General features: G+C 73.0%; 15 protein-coding genes. 5 read left to right on the top strand and 10 right to left on the bottom strand.

Going from position 1 to position 16,327, the window contains the following annotated elements:
* Positions 1-130: 130 nt before the first annotated feature.
* Entirely contained in the window at positions 131-910 is a 780-nt protein-coding gene (locus ACFYZF_RS12085) for a glucose 1-dehydrogenase (protein ID WP_350882222.1), read from the bottom strand.
* Positions 910-2,754, bottom strand: coding sequence for a glycoside hydrolase family 15 protein (locus ACFYZF_RS12080; protein ID WP_387018888.1), 1,845 nt, complete (start codon positions 2,752-2,754; stop codon positions 910-912). Before ACFYZF_RS12080 ends, ACFYZF_RS12085 begins: the two co-directional genes overlap by 1 nt.
* Positions 2,755-2,979: 225 nt before the next feature.
* Between ACFYZF_RS12080 and ACFYZF_RS12075 the strand changes: the two genes are divergently transcribed.
* Positions 2,980-3,567: a general stress protein gene (locus ACFYZF_RS12075; protein WP_387018887.1), complete on the top strand. Its 588-nt coding sequence runs from the start codon at positions 2,980-2,982 to the stop codon at positions 3,565-3,567.
* A gap of 77 nt (positions 3,568-3,644) precedes the next feature.
* Here the strand turns inward: ACFYZF_RS12075 and ACFYZF_RS12070 are convergent, their stop codons facing one another.
* The 3 genes from ACFYZF_RS12070 to ACFYZF_RS12060 form a co-directional block, all read right to left on the bottom strand.
* The gene (locus ACFYZF_RS12070) at positions 3,645-6,323 is read right to left on the bottom strand and encodes a lanthionine synthetase LanC family protein (RefSeq protein ID WP_387018885.1); all 2,679 of its coding nucleotides are present in this window, start codon (positions 6,321-6,323) and stop codon (positions 3,645-3,647) included.
* Between the two features lie 7 nt (positions 6,324-6,330).
* Entirely contained in the window at positions 6,331-6,576 is a 246-nt protein-coding gene (locus ACFYZF_RS12065; RefSeq protein ID WP_387018882.1) for a hypothetical protein, read from the bottom strand.
* A 502-nt stretch (positions 6,577-7,078) separates the two neighbouring features.
* A complete protein-coding gene (locus ACFYZF_RS12060) occupies positions 7,079-7,609 on the bottom strand; it encodes a GNAT family N-acetyltransferase (RefSeq protein ID WP_387018880.1) in 531 nt (176 codons plus the stop codon).
* A 155-nt stretch (positions 7,610-7,764) separates the two neighbouring features.
* Here ACFYZF_RS12060 and ACFYZF_RS12055 point away from each other — a divergent pair, with 155 nt between their 5' ends.
* Complete coding sequence (locus tag ACFYZF_RS12055; protein ID WP_387018878.1) at positions 7,765-8,244, top strand: MarR family winged helix-turn-helix transcriptional regulator; 480 nt, start codon at positions 7,765-7,767, stop codon at positions 8,242-8,244.
* A 10-nt stretch (positions 8,245-8,254) separates the two neighbouring features.
* Positions 8,255-9,241: a pirin family protein gene (locus tag ACFYZF_RS12050; protein WP_387018876.1), complete on the top strand. Its 987-nt coding sequence runs from the start codon at positions 8,255-8,257 to the stop codon at positions 9,239-9,241.
* Positions 9,242-9,293: 52 nt separating this feature from the next.
* On the opposite strand, the gene ACFYZF_RS12045 is transcribed toward ACFYZF_RS12050, so the two are convergent.
* The gene (locus ACFYZF_RS12045) at positions 9,294-9,422 is read right to left on the bottom strand and encodes a hypothetical protein (protein ID WP_387018873.1); all 129 of its coding nucleotides are present in this window, start codon (positions 9,420-9,422) and stop codon (positions 9,294-9,296) included.
* A gap of 145 nt (positions 9,423-9,567) precedes the next feature.
* On the opposite strand from ACFYZF_RS12045, the gene ACFYZF_RS12040 reads away from it, so the two are divergent.
* A complete protein-coding gene (locus ACFYZF_RS12040; protein ID WP_387018872.1) occupies positions 9,568-11,157 on the top strand; it encodes a phospholipase D family protein in 1,590 nt (529 codons plus the stop codon).
* On the opposite strand, the gene ACFYZF_RS12035 is transcribed toward ACFYZF_RS12040, so the two are convergent.
* Complete coding sequence (locus ACFYZF_RS12035; protein ID WP_387018870.1) at positions 11,106-11,858, bottom strand: hypothetical protein; 753 nt, start codon at positions 11,856-11,858, stop codon at positions 11,106-11,108. The two genes, ACFYZF_RS12040 and ACFYZF_RS12035, sit on opposite strands and share 52 nt — an antisense overlap.
* 471 nt (positions 11,859-12,329) lie before the next feature.
* Here ACFYZF_RS12035 and ACFYZF_RS12030 point away from each other — a divergent pair, with 471 nt between their 5' ends.
* The gene (locus ACFYZF_RS12030; RefSeq protein ID WP_387018868.1) at positions 12,330-13,157 is read left to right on the top strand and encodes a SigB/SigF/SigG family RNA polymerase sigma factor; all 828 of its coding nucleotides are present in this window, start codon (positions 12,330-12,332) and stop codon (positions 13,155-13,157) included.
* Between the two features lie 127 nt (positions 13,158-13,284).
* On the opposite strand, the gene ACFYZF_RS12025 is transcribed toward ACFYZF_RS12030, so the two are convergent.
* From ACFYZF_RS12025 to ACFYZF_RS12015, 3 genes are read right to left on the bottom strand one after another with little or no spacing between them, the layout of a single operon-like run.
* On the bottom strand, positions 13,285-13,878 hold the full coding sequence (locus tag ACFYZF_RS12025) for a GNAT family N-acetyltransferase (RefSeq protein WP_387018865.1): 594 nt from the start codon (positions 13,876-13,878) through the stop codon (positions 13,285-13,287).
* Positions 13,875-15,401 carry an APC family permease gene (locus ACFYZF_RS12020; protein ID WP_387018863.1) on the bottom strand — a complete coding sequence of 509 codons (1,527 nt, stop codon included), beginning with the start codon at positions 15,399-15,401 and terminating at the stop codon, positions 13,875-13,877. The genes ACFYZF_RS12025 and ACFYZF_RS12020 overlap by 4 nt, the downstream gene beginning before the upstream one ends.
* Positions 15,402-15,443: 42 nt before the next feature.
* Positions 15,444-16,070, bottom strand: a complete 627-nt coding sequence (locus ACFYZF_RS12015; RefSeq protein WP_387018860.1) for a GPP34 family phosphoprotein — start codon at positions 16,068-16,070, stop codon at positions 15,444-15,446.
* Between the last annotated feature and the right edge of the window lie 257 nt (positions 16,071-16,327).

Here is a 16,327-nt window from a genome sequence, read left to right as displayed (position 1 = left end):
CGGCAACGCCGACGCGCACCACCCCGGCCGGCGGGGCCCCGCACCCGGGGTCCCGCCGGTCCGTACCGTCGACGGTTGACCGGGGAGCGCCGACGGGTCGGCCGGCTCGCGTCGCGATCGAGGGACGCGCTCAGGCGCCCTGGCCCTGATTCTGCATCAGCCCGCCGTCCATGAAGTACGTCGAACCGGTCACGTAGTCGGCGTCGTCGCTGGCCAGGAAGACCGCCAGCTTGCCGATCTCCTCCGGCTGGGCGGCCCGCTTCCACGGGATGCTCTGCACCTGCTCCTGGAGGTACGCCGGGTCGTCGATGGCCTTCTGGTTGAACGGGGTGAGCACCATCCCCGGCCCGATGTTGTTGACGTTGAGGTGCATCGGCGCCACCTCCAGGGCCAGGCTCTTGGCGAACTCCAGCAGCGCGCCCTTGCTCGCGTCGTAGTCGGAGCCGCCGGCCCGGGCCACCTCCTGGTGGACCGAGGTGATGTTGATGATCTTCCCGTGGCCGCCCTGGTCCCGGCGGTGCCGGACGAACCGGCGGGAGCAGAAGAACGCCCCGTAGACGTTGGTCCGGATGGCCCGGTCCCAGGTCTCGGTGTCCAGGTCGGCCACCGGGATGCCGGACGCGTCCACCCCGGCGTCGTTCATCAGCACGTCGAGCGCCCCGAACTCCGCCAGGGCCTCGTCGAACATCGCCTCGACCTGGGACTCCTCGGTGATGTCGCACTGCACCACCACCGCCCGCCGGCCGGCCTGCGCCACCTTGTCCCGGGTGTGGTTGGCCCCGGCGTGGTCGTGCAGGTAGTGCACCACCACGTCGGCGCCCTCCCGCGCGAACTCGATCGCCGTGGCCTGGCCGATGCCCGAGTCCGAGCCGGTGATCAGGGCGGTCCTTCCGTCGAGCCGTCCGGTCATCAGCGTGCTCCCTCCGTTCGCCCCGCGCCTGTCGGCACGGTCCGGCGCGGGCGGTCCGCGCCCTGGCGTCGCCGCTCGCCGGCCTCGGTCAGCCAGCCGGCGGCGTTGATCAGTCCGATGTGCGAGAAGGCCTGCGGGAAGTTGCCGAGCTGCTCCCCGGTGGCCTGGTCGATCTGCTCGGCGAACAGGCCCAGGTCGTTCGTCCGGCTGGCGAGCGACGTGAACATCCGCTCGGCCCGGTCCAGTTCGCCGGCCAGCGCCAGGCAGCTCGCCAGCCAGAACGAGCAGATGACGAAGCCGGCCGGATCGCCGTCCCAGCGGCGCAGCAGGCCGTCGCGGGACAGCCTGGCCTCGACGACGTCCATGGTGGAACGCATCCGGTCGTCGTCGGCGGGCAGGAACCCCACCAGCGGCATGATCAGCACCGAGGCGTCCAACTCGTCCGAGCCGAAGGCGCCGGTGTACGCACCGAGCCGGTCGTTCCAGCCCCGGTCCAGCACCGCCGCGCGGACCTCGTCGCGGGCGGCGGCCCAGCGGGCCAGGTCGGCGGAGTCGCCGAGGCGGGGGCCGAAGCGCACCGCCCGGTCCAGCGCGGTCCAGCACTGCACCTTGGACGAGACGTAGTGCCGTTCCGCGTCCCGGGCCTCCCACATGCCGGCGTCCGGGCGGTGCCAGTCGGCGACCGCCTGGTCGGCGAGGGCGCGCAGGAGCTGGTGCACCTCGGGGTCCATCGGATCGAGGTAGTGGCGCATCAGCCACGCCGCGTCGAGGACCTCCCCGAGCACGTCGGTCTGCCGCTGTTTCCAGGCGTCGTTGCCGACGAAGACGGGTTGGCTGTCGGCGTACCCGGCGAGGCCGTCGAGGCGGTGCTCGGAGAGGTCCCGCTCGCCCTCCACGCCGTACATGATGGGAACCGGCTGGTTCCCGATGCGGCCCATCGCGCGGGCCACCCAGGCGAACTGCCGGTTGGCCTCGTCGGGACAGGCCGCCAGCCAGAGCGCCTGGAGGGTGAGGCTGAAGTCGCGGACCCAGACGAAGCGGTAGTCGTAGTTGCGGTCCCCGCCGAGTTGCTCGGGCAGCGAGGTGGTCGCCGCGGCGACGATCGCGCCGCTGGGCTGGTAGGTCATGCCCTGCACGACCAGCGCGCTGCGGCGCACCTGCTCCGCGAACCGGCCGTGGTACGGGTGCAGCCCGGCCCAGGACCGCCACCCCGCCACCGCCTCGGCAACCGTCGGCGCGGCGTCGGGGGTCAGGGGCGGGCCGGCGTCGTAGACCGGCGCGTACCCCAGCGTGAAGCCGTACGACTCGCCGGCCCGGACCGTGAACGTCGCCGCGGCCTCGCCCTCGCCGCGCCGCACGGGCACGTCGCCGCGCAGTCGCAGGCGGGCCGCGCCGACGGTCGCCTCCACCCCGTCGCCGGTGCACACCAGGTACGGGACGACCCGGCCGTACTCGAACCGGGGGCGGTAGCGCAGCCGTACCGGGACCACGCCGGAGACTCCCTCCACCAGCCGGGCCAGCACCCGGGGCGAGTGCAGCCCGATGTCGTGGCCACGCGCGCCGGGCTCCAGCGCCAGCGTGTCGGTCACTGCCACCGACCCGTCCCGGGTGGTGAAGACGGTCCGCAGCACCAGCGTGTCCTCCAGGTAGGAGCGTTCGGTGGTGAAGTCGCCGTCGGGCCGAATCGACCAGTGGCCTGCGTCGTCGTCGAGCAGCCGCCCGAAGACCGACGGGGCGTCGATCCGCGCCGGGCACCACCAGTTGACCGAGCCGGCCCGGTCGACCAGCGCGGCGCTGCGGCCGTCGGCCAGGAAGCCGTGCTCGCTGATCCGTCCGCTGTCCACGGCCGTGCCTACCCGGCGGCGCCGACCAGCATTCGTCGGGGCACCGCCGGATGCGGCCGGACCGGTCCCGCGCGTCGTCCCTCCCGGTCGGGGGCGAGGCGACCGGAGAGCGATCCGGCGCGTCGGGCATCCGGATCGCGGCGGGTACCTCCCGGACCGGGGGAAGGCGGCGCGTTACCGGCCGCTGCCCGGGGGAAGGCGGGAGGTCGACGAAGGAGGATGCTCATGACCAGACCCTCGAATCCCACCGCGACCCTGCGATCCGGAACGTCGGGCGGAAACAACCTCCCTTCCGGCCCGGCGGGCCACCCCACCCCACCCGGCGGCCACGGCCACGGCCCGCCGACCGGGGCCCCGACCGTGACGATCGGGTCGTACCCGGACTATCCGTCCGCGCAGCGGGTGGTGGACTACCTGGCCGACAACCGGTTCCCGGTGGAGCGCACCGCGATCGTGGGGACGAACCTCACCCTGGTCGAGACGGTGCTGGGCCGGATGACCACGGGCCGGTCGGCCCTGGTCGGCGCGGGCACCGGTGCCTGGTTCGGCCTGTTCATCGGGCTGCTCTTCGGCATCTTCACCACCGGTAACTGGGTGGCGGTGATCCTGGTCGGCCTGGTGATCGGCGCGATCTGGGGCGCGGTGTTCGGCGCGGTCGCGCACGCGATGACCGGTGGGCAGCGGGACTTCACGTCCGCCAGCTCCCTGCGCGCCGGCCAGTACGCGGTCACGGTCGACGCTGACCAGGCCGACCAGGCCCGGCAGCTGCTGGGCCGGATGCACCTGACGCCGACGGGCGCGACAGCCCGCTGAGGCCGACGCCACCGGGCGGCCCCGGGGCTGTCGCTCCGGGGCTGTCGCTCCGCCCGAACCACCCGCTGGGAGGGGCGTCACGGCAGGTGACGGGTGGCCCGGAAACCGGCAGGCGTCAGGTGGCGCGGCCGGTGCGACGGCCGGGCCAGCCGTAACAGGCACATGGCCGTCCCCGCGTACCCGACCAGGTATCCGGCGTGGACCGTGCCGGGAACGTCGGACTCCCACCCGGTCCGGCCGTCCACGTCGCGCCGGTACGCCTGAAGGTGCCCCCACAGCCGGTGCGCGGCGGTGAGCCAGCTCTGTTCCCCCGTGTTCCGGTACAGGTCCAGGAGGAACTCGATGTTCCCGGCCAGGCCGTGGCACTGTGTCGGCCCCACCCAGGTCGTCTCCGCCACCGCCCGGCCGGCCCGGTCGGCCAGGTCGCCGGCCCGCGGGCACAGGTCGATTCGCGCCGCCCGGGTCAGCATCGTCCCGATGCCGGACGCGCCATGGCACCAGTACGGGGCGCTCGGGGACTGGCCGGGGCTGGCCGGCCAGCCCATGGCCGACCCGTGCGGAGAGACCGGCACGCCGTGCCGGTCGAGCAGTCGCACGGTGTCGACGACTGCGGCGGCACAACGTTCGTCGCCGAACTCCTCCAGTGCGTCGAGCAGGCAGTCCGCGATCCCGGCGGCGCCGTGGGCGTAACCGAGCCAGACCTGCCCGCTGAGGTCCCCGTACCCCGGGGGCGTCCGCCAGCCGGCGAAATCGGAACCGGTGCCGTCCATCCGGTCCAGCAGGACGTCGGCCGCCGTCCGCGCCGCGACGCGGTGGACGCTGTCGCCGGTCTCGTTCCACATCATCAGGTGGAAGCGGAGTCGACCCGCGGTGCCGTTGAAGAGGTCCGGCGAGTCGTGCGAGGCCGCGGCCACCATCTCGCCGTGCCGGGCCGCCGCGGCGACCATCGACCGGTCACCCAGCACCTGACCGGCCCGCAGCAGCGCGGCGCTCACCCCCGCCTCCCCGACGTACAGGCCGGGCAGCCGGTCGTCGAGGATCGGCGATTCGCGCACCAACGCCGACGCGGCGGCCCGGAGCACCCGCTTGTGGTGCTCCTCGCCGTACTCCCGGGTGATCTCCGCCAGCGCGAGCACATTGCCGGCGGCCCCGGAGTTGAGGTCCCGCAGCGCCAGCCGACCGGTCGGATCGTGCGGGCTGTTCCACGCCAGGCCGCGCTGTCCCGGTATCGGCTCCGCGTCGGCACAGAGCGAATCGCCGAGGGTGCGGATCGTCTCGGCCAGCCGGCCGGGAGACGGGTCCGCCGGCTCCGTGAGCGGCCGGCGGGGACGGGTCCGCACCCGCTCCTGCCCGGATCGCCCCGAAGCCAGGCTCTCCACGGCGTCCCCGACCGCCCGCAAGGAGGTGAACCCCGTCCCCGTGGCGCCCAGGCACCGCTCGACGAGTTCCTCGACGTCGTCGTCGACGGCCGGGTTCAGGTCCCGGATCGGACGGCGCAGCAGGGACCCATCGGGGGCCCGCGACGGTTCGGCGGCGGTGGCCAGGAAGTACAGCACCGCGCCGAGGGAGTGGATCCGACCGTCGCGGGGCCCGCCCGTCGACGACCCCTGGACGTCGAGGTACCCCCGGGTGCCCCGACGCGGGAGGGTGGCCGGCTCCCCGACGGGGGCGCACAGCTCGAAGTCCACCAGTTGGAGTGTCCCTTCGGGACTGACCAGGGTGTTGCCCGACTTCAGATCCGAGTAGACCCACCCGCGTTGCTCGATGCGCGTGAGCATGGCGACGAGCTCACCCGCCCACCGGAGCAGTTGCGCCCGTCCGATCCGTTCCCCACCCGTCGCGAGCGCCGAGACGTACCGGTCCAGCGGCACCCCGTCGAGGCGCTGCTCGACCAGACACAGGTCGCCGTGCCGCTCTACGACCTCGTAGACGTCCGGGAACCGGGGGTCGGGACGCAGGCCGGCCAGCACGGTCGCCTCGCCCCGGAGCAGCTCCCGGGCGTCCGGGCCGCAACCGGTCAGCAGGCGGTCGCGGGGCGCGCGCTTGACGACGCAGGCCCGGGCGGTGTCGATGTCGATCGCCTCGTACGCGTCGCCGCGGACGGACCGGGACAGGCAGTTCGCCAGCAGGTAACGCCCGTGCAGCAGCTCATCGGTGATCGCGGACGGCGGCGCGGCGTCGCCGTGCTCGGCGAACGGGTCGACGACGTCGGGGGGTGCCACATAGTGGGTGAGCCGCGGGTCGGGCACGATCGCGCCGTCGGGGCCACGGTACGCGGGGACAACGGCGCCGAGCGACGTACGGGTGAATTCCCCTTCGAAGGCACCGTAGCGGTACGAGACGGCACTCGTCGGGCTGAAGGGTCGGTCCGACGGGGGCAACGGGCCACGGACGCCCCGGGTCAGCGCGTCCAACTCCGTCGCGAGTTTCGTGGCCTCCACCGGGTCGGCGGGGTAGACGGTGAGGAACTTGCCGATCTGAGCCAGGCCCTCCGAGCCGTCGTTGAGTCGTGCCAGCAGCGCAGCGTCGGCGACCTTGAACGGCACCGACCGGGCGACGATCGCCGGAAGGCAGCGTCGCAGCACCTCCAGGGCGTTCGACTCGACAGCCGTGATGTGCAGTTTCCATCCGGCCCTGGGGGTACGACCGCCCACCGGCCTACCGGTCACCCAGCCGGGCGGGTCGACATGCCGGACGGACCAGGGCAGCTCGGCACGGCCACAGAGGCCGACAACGACGTCGAGCAGTCGGGCCATCAGCCGGTCACTGCTGGAGTTCGGTGATCAGACAGGTGCGGATGCAGGTGATGACCGCACACGTGTAGAGGCAGATTTCCTGATCCTGCGCCGACTCCGCGCGCAGGCGTTGCAGTTCCTCGGTCAGTCCGGCCCGGTCGACGGCGGCCCGCATGTTCTCCCGGAGGCCTTCCCGGAACGCGGGATCGACCTCGATCTTGTTCCGCAACTTCTCGAACGCCGCCCGCGCCTGATCCGCGTTCTTCCCACCCATGACAACAGTCCCCGTCCGTACGACAGTGAATCCGAAACGTCACGCCCCGTGTCGCTGTCGCCAAGGACGTCCGCTTGGACATTCTTCGTCCGATCCATCCCGGGTCGCGCGACGTTCCGCAGCCCCTCACCCGATGGAATGAGCCACCCGGCGGCACGAGCGCCCGGAGCCTGTGTCGAAGTCGGCCTGCCTCGGCTCGGTTCGGTTCGGCGCCGCCGGTTCGGTGTGGGTGAGGGTGGAACGGGGTTCGCCGGGCTGCCCGCTCCGGGCGTCCAGGCTTGCTCCGTGCGCGGGCGTGGTCTGGCGTGGTCTGGGGCCGTACGAGCACACACGATCACGCTCGTTTTCCTGCCGCCCGCCTCCGCTCTCACCTCGCCCCCGTCAGGGGCGGCTCTCCATGATCGTCTGCTGGTTGTGGAGAACTCGCCCGGCGGGTCGTCTCGAAAATCAGCAGACGATCAAGGTACGACGCCCACAGCACCCAGCTAGCCGGGCAGTACAGCTAGCCCGGGTCGGTGGCGAGGCGCGCGTGCAGGTGTTCGTCGTGCCGGCGACCGTCGCCGTAACGGTACGACTCGCGCAGCGTGCCCTCGACGAGGTAGCCCGCCCGGCCGGCCACCCGGCAGGACGCCACGTTCGGCACGGCGTGACAGAGCTCGATGCGGTGCAGGCCCAGCGCCGCGAAGGCCCAGGTGGTGAGCCGCCGGACCGAGCCAGTGGCGACGCCCCGCCCCCGGGCGGCGGGGACGGTCCAGTAGCCGATGCTGGCGTTGCCGCCGCCGATCCGGTGCAGCGACACCGCCCCGAGCAGTTCGGCGTCGCCCGGGTCGGCCACCGCGAGGGACATGTGCTCGCCGCTCGACCAGTCCGCCCGCCGGCGCACCCAGTTGCGCGCCCGCGCCTCGTCCATGTCGCCCTGCGGGTTCCACGTCGCCACCTCCGGGTCACCCAGGGCGGCCAGCACGTCGGGGGCGTCGGCCGCCCGCCAGGGGCGCAGCAGCAGGCCGGGGGCGGCGAGTACGACGTGGTCCACGGGGCAGTCTGGCACGCCGCCGGCCCGGCCACGCGGAGGTTTCCCCGGCCGAACCCCTTCAAATCCGAAGCTTCGCAGCCTCATCCACCTGACAAGCCCCCCCGACGCAGTGCGGAGTCACTTGTTAAATTTTGAAAGAGTGCTACTGTTCTGGCATGACGGAGAGCCTGGACGGCGAGCGGATGGCCTGCTGGCGCGCCTACATCGAGGCGAGCCAGCGGCTGTTCACCCAGCTCGAGGACGACCTGCGGGCCGACAGCGAGCTGAGCTTCGCCGACTACCACGTGCTGGTCCTGCTCTCCGAGGCGCCGGGGCAGCGGCTGCGGATGGGCGAGCTGGCCGGCCGGTTGGTCTTCTCACCCAGCCGGTTGACGTACCAGATCTCCTCGATGCAGAAGCGCGGCCTGGTGGCCAGGGAAGCGTGCCCCGCGGACCGGCGCGGCAGCGAGGCGGTGCTCACCGCCGCCGGGCTGCTGGCGCTGCGCGAGGCCGCGCCGCACCACCTGCGCTCCGCGCGCACCCACCTGATGGACGACCTCGACGACGCCGAGATCGCCTGCCTGAACCGGGTCTTCGAACGCCTCGGCCGGCGCCTGCGCGCCGACCGCGACGACTCGTCCACCCTGAGCGAATAAGGAGTTCGAGATGCCCGCCATCACCGTCGACGACGTCCTCGTCCTGCCCCGCCTGCCCCGGCTCGACGAGACCACCGGTTACCGGCCGGTCCGCCGGTTGACCACCGCCCCCAGCGGGCACGAGGGCGAGGGCTTCCCCGTCCGCCGGGCCTTCGCCGGCGTGCCGACACACGAGCTGGACCCGTTCCTCCACCTCGACCAGATGGGCGAGGTGGACTATGCGCCGGGCGAGCCGAAGGGCACCTCGTGGCACCCGCACCGCGGCTTCGAGACGGTGACCTACATGATCGACGGGATCATGGACCACCAGGACTCGCAGGGCGGCGGCGGCACCATCACCGACGGCGACACCCAGTGGATGACGGCCGGCAGCGGCCTGCTGCACATCGAGGCGCCGCCGGAGCACCTGGTGGCCAGCGGGGGCCTCTTCCACGGCCTCCAGCTCTGGGTGAACCTGCCGAGGGTGGCGAAGATGATGCCGCCGCGGTACCAGGACATCCGCGGAGGGGAGTCGGCGCTGCTCATAACGCCGGACGGCGGCGCGCTGATCCGGGTCATCTCGGGAGAGGTGGCCGGGCACCGGGGGCCGGGCTCGACCCACACCCCGATCAGCATCGCCCACGTGACGGTGCAGCCCGGCGCCGAGCTGAGCCTGCCCTGGCAGCCGGACTTCAACGCGCTGGTCTACGTGCTCGCCGGGCGCGGCACGGTCGGCACCGACCGCCGGCCCTTCCACACCGGCCAGCTCGCCACCCACGGCCCGGGCGACGCGCTGCGGGTCACCGCCGACGCGAAGCAGGACTCGAACACCCCCGCCCTGGAGCTCTACGTGATGGGCGGGCAGCCGATCCGGGAGCCCGTGGCGCACTACGGCCCGTTCGTGATGAACACCCGGGACGAGCTGATCCAGGCGTTCGAGGACTTCCAGGCCGGTCGGCTCGGGGTGGTCCCGGCCGAGCGGCTGCCGCACACCGGCGGCCAGGGCGACCGCCCCTGACCGTCGACGTGACGGGCGTCACCGGGTGCCCCGGTGGCGCCCGCCGGCGGGTTCAGGAGACCGCGAAGATCCCCGCCACCCCCAGCAGCACCATCACCAACACGGCCACCAGGGCCCCGCGCTCGTTCTCCACCGGCTGTTCGCGGTCCTCGGTCACGGCGTCGGTCGTCTCGGTGGGCATCGTGTGGCCTCCTCGGTGTTTCGCATCAGGGTCGTCGGGCGTCGCGGCGGGGAACGTCGGCCAGGTCACCGGGGTGCCGGCCGGCGTGCGGACCCGGCGCGGGGGGCCTAACGTGAGGACGTTGTCGACCTCGGGAGGATGGAGCGTGCCGATGCGGGACTGGTTCCTCACCGCGCAGGAACGCGCCAACCCAGCCTCCGAGTTACCCGTCTGGACGACCGGAAACCTCGCCGAGCCGCTGATTCACGGCGCGGCGTACTTCGACCGGCTGGTCAGCGAGGTGGAGGCGCTCCAGGAGGGCGACCACCTCTTCTTCACCGACTGGCGCGGCGACCCCGACGAGCGGATGCGCCCGGACGGGCCGACCGTGGCCCAGCTCTTCAGCCGCGCCGCCCAGCGCGGTGTGGTGGTCAAGGGCCTGCTCTGGCGCTCACACCTGGACACGTTGTCGTTCAGCGAGGCCGAGAACCGCAGCCTCAGCGAGACGATCTGCGCGGCCGGCGGAGAGGTGCTGCTCGACCAGCGGGTCCGGCGCGGCGGCTCGCACCACCAGAAGCTGGTGGTGCTGCGCCACCCCGCCGCCCCCGAGCGGGACATCGCCTTCGCCGGCGGGATCGACCTGTGCCACAGCCGCCGGGACGACGCCGAGCACCACGGCGACCCGCAGGCCGTCGGGATGTCGCCCCGGTACGGCGACACCCCGCCCTGGCACGACGTGCAGCTCGCCCTGCGCGGGCCGGTGGTCGACGCGCTGGACACGGTCTTCCGGGAACGGTGGACCGACCCGATGCCGCTGGACTCGGAGAACCCGCTGGCGTACCTGCGGGATCGGCTACGCGGCTCGGACCTGCGCCCGGACCCGTTGCCCGAGAAGCCGGACGTCCCCCCGCCGTGCGGCCCGCACCGGATCCAGGTGCTGCGCACCTACCCGGCGGTGCGCCCGCGCTACTCCTTCGCCCCCGACGGCGAGCGCACGGTGGCACGCGGCTACACCAAGGCCGTACGCCGGGCCCGGCGGCTGATCTACCTGGAGGACCAGTATCTCTGGTCGACCGAGGTGGCCGACCTGTTCGCCCGGGCGCTGCGCGACAACCCCGACCTGCACCTGGTGGCCGTCGTCCCGCGGCACCCCGACGTGGACGGCCGGTTCGCCCTGCCGCCGAACATGGTCGGCCGGGAGCAGGCGCTGTCGCTGTGCGGCAGGGCAGCCCCGGACCGGGTGCACGTCTTCGACGTGGAGAACCACGCGGGCGACCCCGTGTACGTGCACGCCAAGGTGTGCGTGGTCGACGACGCGTGGGCCAGCGTGGGCAGCGACAACTTCAACCGCCGCTCGTGGACCCACGACAGCGAGCTGTCCTGCGCCGTGCTCGACGACACCCGGGACGAGCGGGCCCCGCTGGACCCGGGCGGCCTCGGCGACGGGGCCCGGCTGTTCGCCCGGGAGCTGCGGCTGCGGCTGTGGCGCGAGCACCTGGACCTGGACCCGGACGGCGGCTCGGACGACGGCCTGCTGGACCCGGCGTCGGCGGTCGAGACGATCACCGCGTCGGCCGACGCACTGCAACGCTGGCACGACTCGGGCCGGGTCGGGCCCCGGCCGCCGGGCCGGCTGCGCCCGCACCGGCCGGAGCGGCTGCCCTGGTACACCCGGGCATGGGCACTGCCCGCGTACCGGCTGGTCTACGACCCGGACGGCAGGCCGCTGCGGGCCCGGCTGGCCGGCACCTGGTGACCGGCCCGGCCGACCGTCACCGCCGGGCTGCGGGCGAGGACGCTCTCCCCGCCGGGGTACGCGAACGACGCGCGCGGTGAGTAGAACCCGGCGGTGATGACCAGCGGGTTGGCCGGGCGGAGCCGGTAGACCGGGTGGTCCGGGTCGAAGAAGTCCACCGACTCGACCTCGAACGGGGCCACCGGCTCGGCCAGGTACGGATAGACGCCGCTGACCAGGGCGTCGCCCCGGCCCGTGAGGTAGCGGTGGTGGCCGCTGCGGATGACGTGCCCGGTGTCGCCGACCCGGGCCCGGGTGCGGATCAGGGGCACCCCGTCGACCTCGGTCTGCGCCACCAGCGTGTCGCCCCGCTGCTCCAGCCAGGTGCGGCCGGCGGCGACCGGGGCGCCGCGCGCGGCGGCGTAACCGCGCACCCGGGGGCTGGAGCACAGGTAGTGCGTCCACCAGCCGCCCCCCAGGGGACGGTCCGGGGCGTCGAGGCCCGCGACTGACACGCCGAGATAGGTCAGCGAGTACGCGCCGAACCCGGAGGTCTGGGTCTCGTCGTCGACCACGTACTGGTTCATGAAGACCCGGCGGTCCTCGCCGGCGCGCAGGCCTGCCGGCAGCAGGGCGGCGATCACCTCCGGGTCCGCCGGCAGCCAGCTCAGATAGATCATCCGGCTGTGCACGACGAGGTGCGGATCGGCGGGGTCGAGCACGCTGCCTCCGGGCCAGGGGGATTTCCCCGCGACGCTACGGGCGGCCCCTCGGGCGGGACAAGGACGGAAAGCCGACAGGCGCGCCCGGCTGTCGGCTTTCATGTTGACGCGCGCCACCTGCGCATCGGCCGATCAGACACCGCGACCGGGCGGGCCAGCCGCGCGCACGCCCCGAACTGCCGCGCGGCCCTCGCCATAGGGCGGAGACGACCGCCGGACGGCCGCGCGGCGCGAGCTGCCCGACCCGAGCCGGACTGGCCGTTCGGCCAGCGAACCGGTAATCACGATCACATCTTCCGGTCTCTACGCACCTTTCGCTAGGTTTCTTCCCATAAGAACCTTAAGTACATCGTACTTTCGGCTAGATTTCAGGGAGCCGATCAGGTTAAGGTGAGTCCCGAACGGACGATCTGAATCTAAACCACAGCGTCACGTCTTTATCCGCGGACGAGGTGCAGGGAGGACCACCGAATGACCGCGCCAACGATCAGCGAGCAGACGAAGACATCGCCGGCCGTCGCCACCAAGAAGCTGGACCCGCGAGCGCTCACCGACAGCGCGGCCGACGTCCTCAACGCGATGGCAGCGCTGCCCGCCAACCACCCGTCGCGCCCCGCACTGCGGGACAGGGCGATCGAGGCCTGGCTGCCGCTCGCCAACCACCTCGCCCACCGCTACAGCGGCCGGGGGGAGCCCACCGACGACCTGGCGCAGACGGCCGCCATCGGCCTGATCAAGGCCATCGACAAGTTCGACCCGTCCCGCGGCGTCGACTTCGCCGGCTACGCCATCCCCACCATCATCGGCGAGCTCAAGCGCCACTTCCGCGACCGCACCTGGGACATCCGCGTGCCGCGTCGCCTCCAGGAGCTGCGGCTGGCCATCTCCGACGCCAACAGCTCGCTGCTGCAGACGCTGGGCCGCTCCCCGACGGTCGCCGACATCGCCGCCCACCTCAAGGTCACCGAGGAAGAGGTCCTGGAGGGCCTGGAGGGCGCCCGCGCGTACAACGCGGTGTCGCTGTCCACCCCGACCGGCGACGGCGACCGGGCCACCGAACTGGGCGACATGCTCGGCGGCGAGGACGGCGAGTTCGAGCTGGCCGAGCTGCGGGTGGCCCTGGGCCCGGCGCTCGCCACGCTGGACGAGCGTGAGCAGAAGATCCTCACCCTGCGCTTCTACGGCAACCTGACCCAGTCGCAGATCGCCGACCAGATCGGCGTCTCGCAGATGCACGTGTCCCGGCTGCTGGCCCGGGCGCTGACCAAGCTGCGCGGACAGCTCGACGGCACGTACTAGGGGCACCACCGGCGGTCCGGTCGGCGGGCCCGACCACCGGTAAGCCCGGAAGGCCCGGTCGGCGATGCGCCGACCGGGCCTTCGCCGTGCCGGCCCTTCGCCCCATGCCGGGCCTTCCCGTGCCGAGTCAGACCCCCGCCGGCTCCCGCCACATCGGGTAGAACGGGGTGCCGTCCGGCAGCCGGAAGCTCTCCCTCGCCCGGTAGCCGTGCCGCGCGTACAGGTCCCGGGCGATCTCGCTGCTCGCCTCCAGGTAGCCCGGCACCCCGTCGGCGTCCAGCCTGGCATGGTGGTGCCGCAGCAACGCGGAGCCGAGCCCCTGCCCCTGCCGGTCCGGCGCGACGGCGAGGAAGGCCAGGTGGTGGTGGTCGGCGTGCGGGTGGTCGGCGGCGAACAGCGCGTCGAGGTGCCGGAACCGCTCGACCCACTGCCCGCAGGCGGCGGCCAGCCGGGCGTCGTAGTCCACCGGCGGCGGGACCTCGTCGCCGACCTGCGGAAACCACACGGCCACCGCCGCCCGGTCCGCGGTGGCGTACACGTGGCCGTGCGTCATCGCGTGCCCGACCAGGATCTCGAAGTTGTCGGCCAGCACGGCCTCCCGCTCGGAGTCGTCCGGCACCAGCCACCGGGTCGCCGGGAGCACCAGGAACGCCCGGGCGATCCGCTCGGCCACCAGCCGGGTCTCGGCCGCGCCGAGGCGCTCGACGCGCACGTCGCTCACCGCCGGCTCCCCGTCCCCACCGGGGCCTGCGCACCAGCCGGATCCGGCGTGACCAGCATGGCCGCGCTCTCCGCGCCCAGTCCGATCCGGGCGTAGGCGTCCGGCCGTCTGCCACGCAGCACCAGCGCCCAGTGCAGGCCGAGCAGCGCCACCACCGGGAACGCCGCCGGAACGGCCCAGCGCAACGGTGAGTCGGGCGCCACGCCGAGCAGGACGGCGAAGTTGTTCAACGCCACGATGATGATGGCGACCAGCGCCACGGCGGCCAGGCCGGGGGCGACCAACCGCCGCCACAGGCTCTCCTCGACGCGGGTGCGGGCGAAGTACGCCATCACCGCGATGGAGGTGGTGGCGATCAGCAGCAGCACGCCGAAGCCGCCGCCGACGCCGGTGTAGTAGAAGAGCTGGCGCACCGGGTCCCAGCCGTTGGTCGCGTACAGCAGGATCACCAGCAGGCCGAGGGCGCTCTGCGCGAGCGAGGCGACCCGGGGCGACCCGGTACGCGGCGAGGTCCGCCCGAACGCCTCCGGGAGCACCCGCTCCCGGCCGAGCGCGAAGATGTACCGGGCGGTGGTGTTGTGGAACGAGATCATCGCGGCCAGCACGGAGGTCATGAACAGCGCCTGGCCGATGGCGACGGCGGTGTCGCCGAGGTGCGCCCCGGCCAGGTTGAAGATCAGCTCGACGCTCTGCTCGCCGGCCTGCGCGGCGACCTGGTCCGGGCCGGTGGCCACGGTCATGGTCCACGACGACAGGGCGTAGATCCCGGCGATGACGGCCACCGACAGGTAGGTGGCTCTCGGGACGGTGCGCTTCGGGTCCTTGCTCTCCTCGCTGAACACCACCGCGGACTCGAAGCCGACGAAACCGGTCGCGGCGATCACCAGCAGCGCGCCCGCGCCCGGGACGAGCAGGCTGTCCGGGGAGAGGGCGGTGAAGCTGGCCGACCCGCCGGCCGGGTGGCTGAGCTGCCCCAGGTCGAACACGAGGATCACCACGATCTCGGCGACCAGCAGCACCGCGAGCACCATGCCGTTGACGTCGACCCGGAGCAGGCCGAGCACGCCGACCATGGCCCAGGCGACCAGCGCCACCACCCACCAGGCCGGGTCGACGTCGAAGAGCCGTTGCAGCACCGGGGAGGCCGCCGCTCCGATCGCGCCGTACAGCCCGACCTGGAGCGCGTTGTACGACATCAGGGCGATCCAGGCCGCACCGACGCCAGCCGGCCGGCCCAGCCCCTTGGAGACGTACGCGTAGAACGCGCCGGCGTTCTCCACCCGGCGGGCCATCGCCACGTAGCCGACGGAGAACAGGGCGAGCACCGCCCCGACCACCAGGAAGGCCAGCGGCATGCCGGTGACGCCGGTGACGGCGTACCCGGTGGTGACCACGCCGGCCACCACGGTCAGCGGGGCGGCCGCGGACAGCACGAAGAAGATCACCGACGGCACACCGAGCCGACCGCGGGCCAACGCGTCGGAGACGTTGCTCGGTCGTTGGACGGTCGCTGTTGGGGACATTGGGGGTGCTCCGGTTCCAGGGAGGGGTGAGGGCCCGGCCGGTCAGGGCATGCCGCGCAGCACCGACGCGCCCACGGCGGCCTCGGCGTGCGCGACGAGCTCCTTCAGCGGCGGGGGCAACGCGGGGATGAGGACGCCGAGCCGGTGGTGGGCGCGGGGGTTGGCGCTCCACAGCACCTCGCGGGTGAGCCCGGAGGCGGAAACCAGGCCGAAGAGCAGCGCGTCCGGCACGGCCGGCGGCTCCGGCCGGTCCAGCAGGGCCCGCAGCCGGGTGGCCGGCCAGGCCACCGCGTTCAGGTCGATCGGTACGTACCCGATGGTGGTACGCAGCAGCCGGCGGCTCTCCTGCCGGTGCAGCACCCCGGCCCGGGCCAGCCGCTCCGCCACCGACGTTGCCGCGGACTGCCCGAGGAAGCTCAGCCAGGTGCGGACCGACTGGTGCTGGGACTCACCGATCAGCTGGTCCAGCACGGTGTGCGCCAGGGCGTCGGCCGGCGGGCGACGGTCCATCACCGTCACGTTGCCGGCGCTGACGGTGATCCGGCCGGACAGGACCAGCTCGCCGAGGAGCCCGGCCGCCAGGCAGATGCCCGCCGCGCTGGGGTGCAGCCTCGCCCGGCCCCGGCTGTCGTTGTGGGCGATCAGATAGAACTCGTCGGCGATGAGCAAACGAGCCTCCCGAACGGATTGTCCACAACAGATCAACGCCGGGTGAAAGGATGCACGCCCTCTGTTTGCGACGCAACTCCCGGTCTTCACAGTTGCACTCCGTGCACATCCGACCTGCGGATCTTGTCGAGACCGACTCGGAGGGTAACCGCCGACCCGAGCGCGCGTGCCGCGCCGACGCTCCACCGGGTTGCCGGGGACGACGCCGAGGCGTTGATCGAGAGCGCCCGCGGCACACCCACCCGCCGGCCTCGACG

It is taken from the genome of Micromonospora sp. NPDC001898 (assembly GCF_042891255.1).
Classification (GTDB): domain Bacteria; phylum Actinomycetota; class Actinomycetes; order Mycobacteriales; family Micromonosporaceae; genus Micromonospora.
This window is presented reverse-complemented; position numbering and strand designations above follow the sequence as displayed.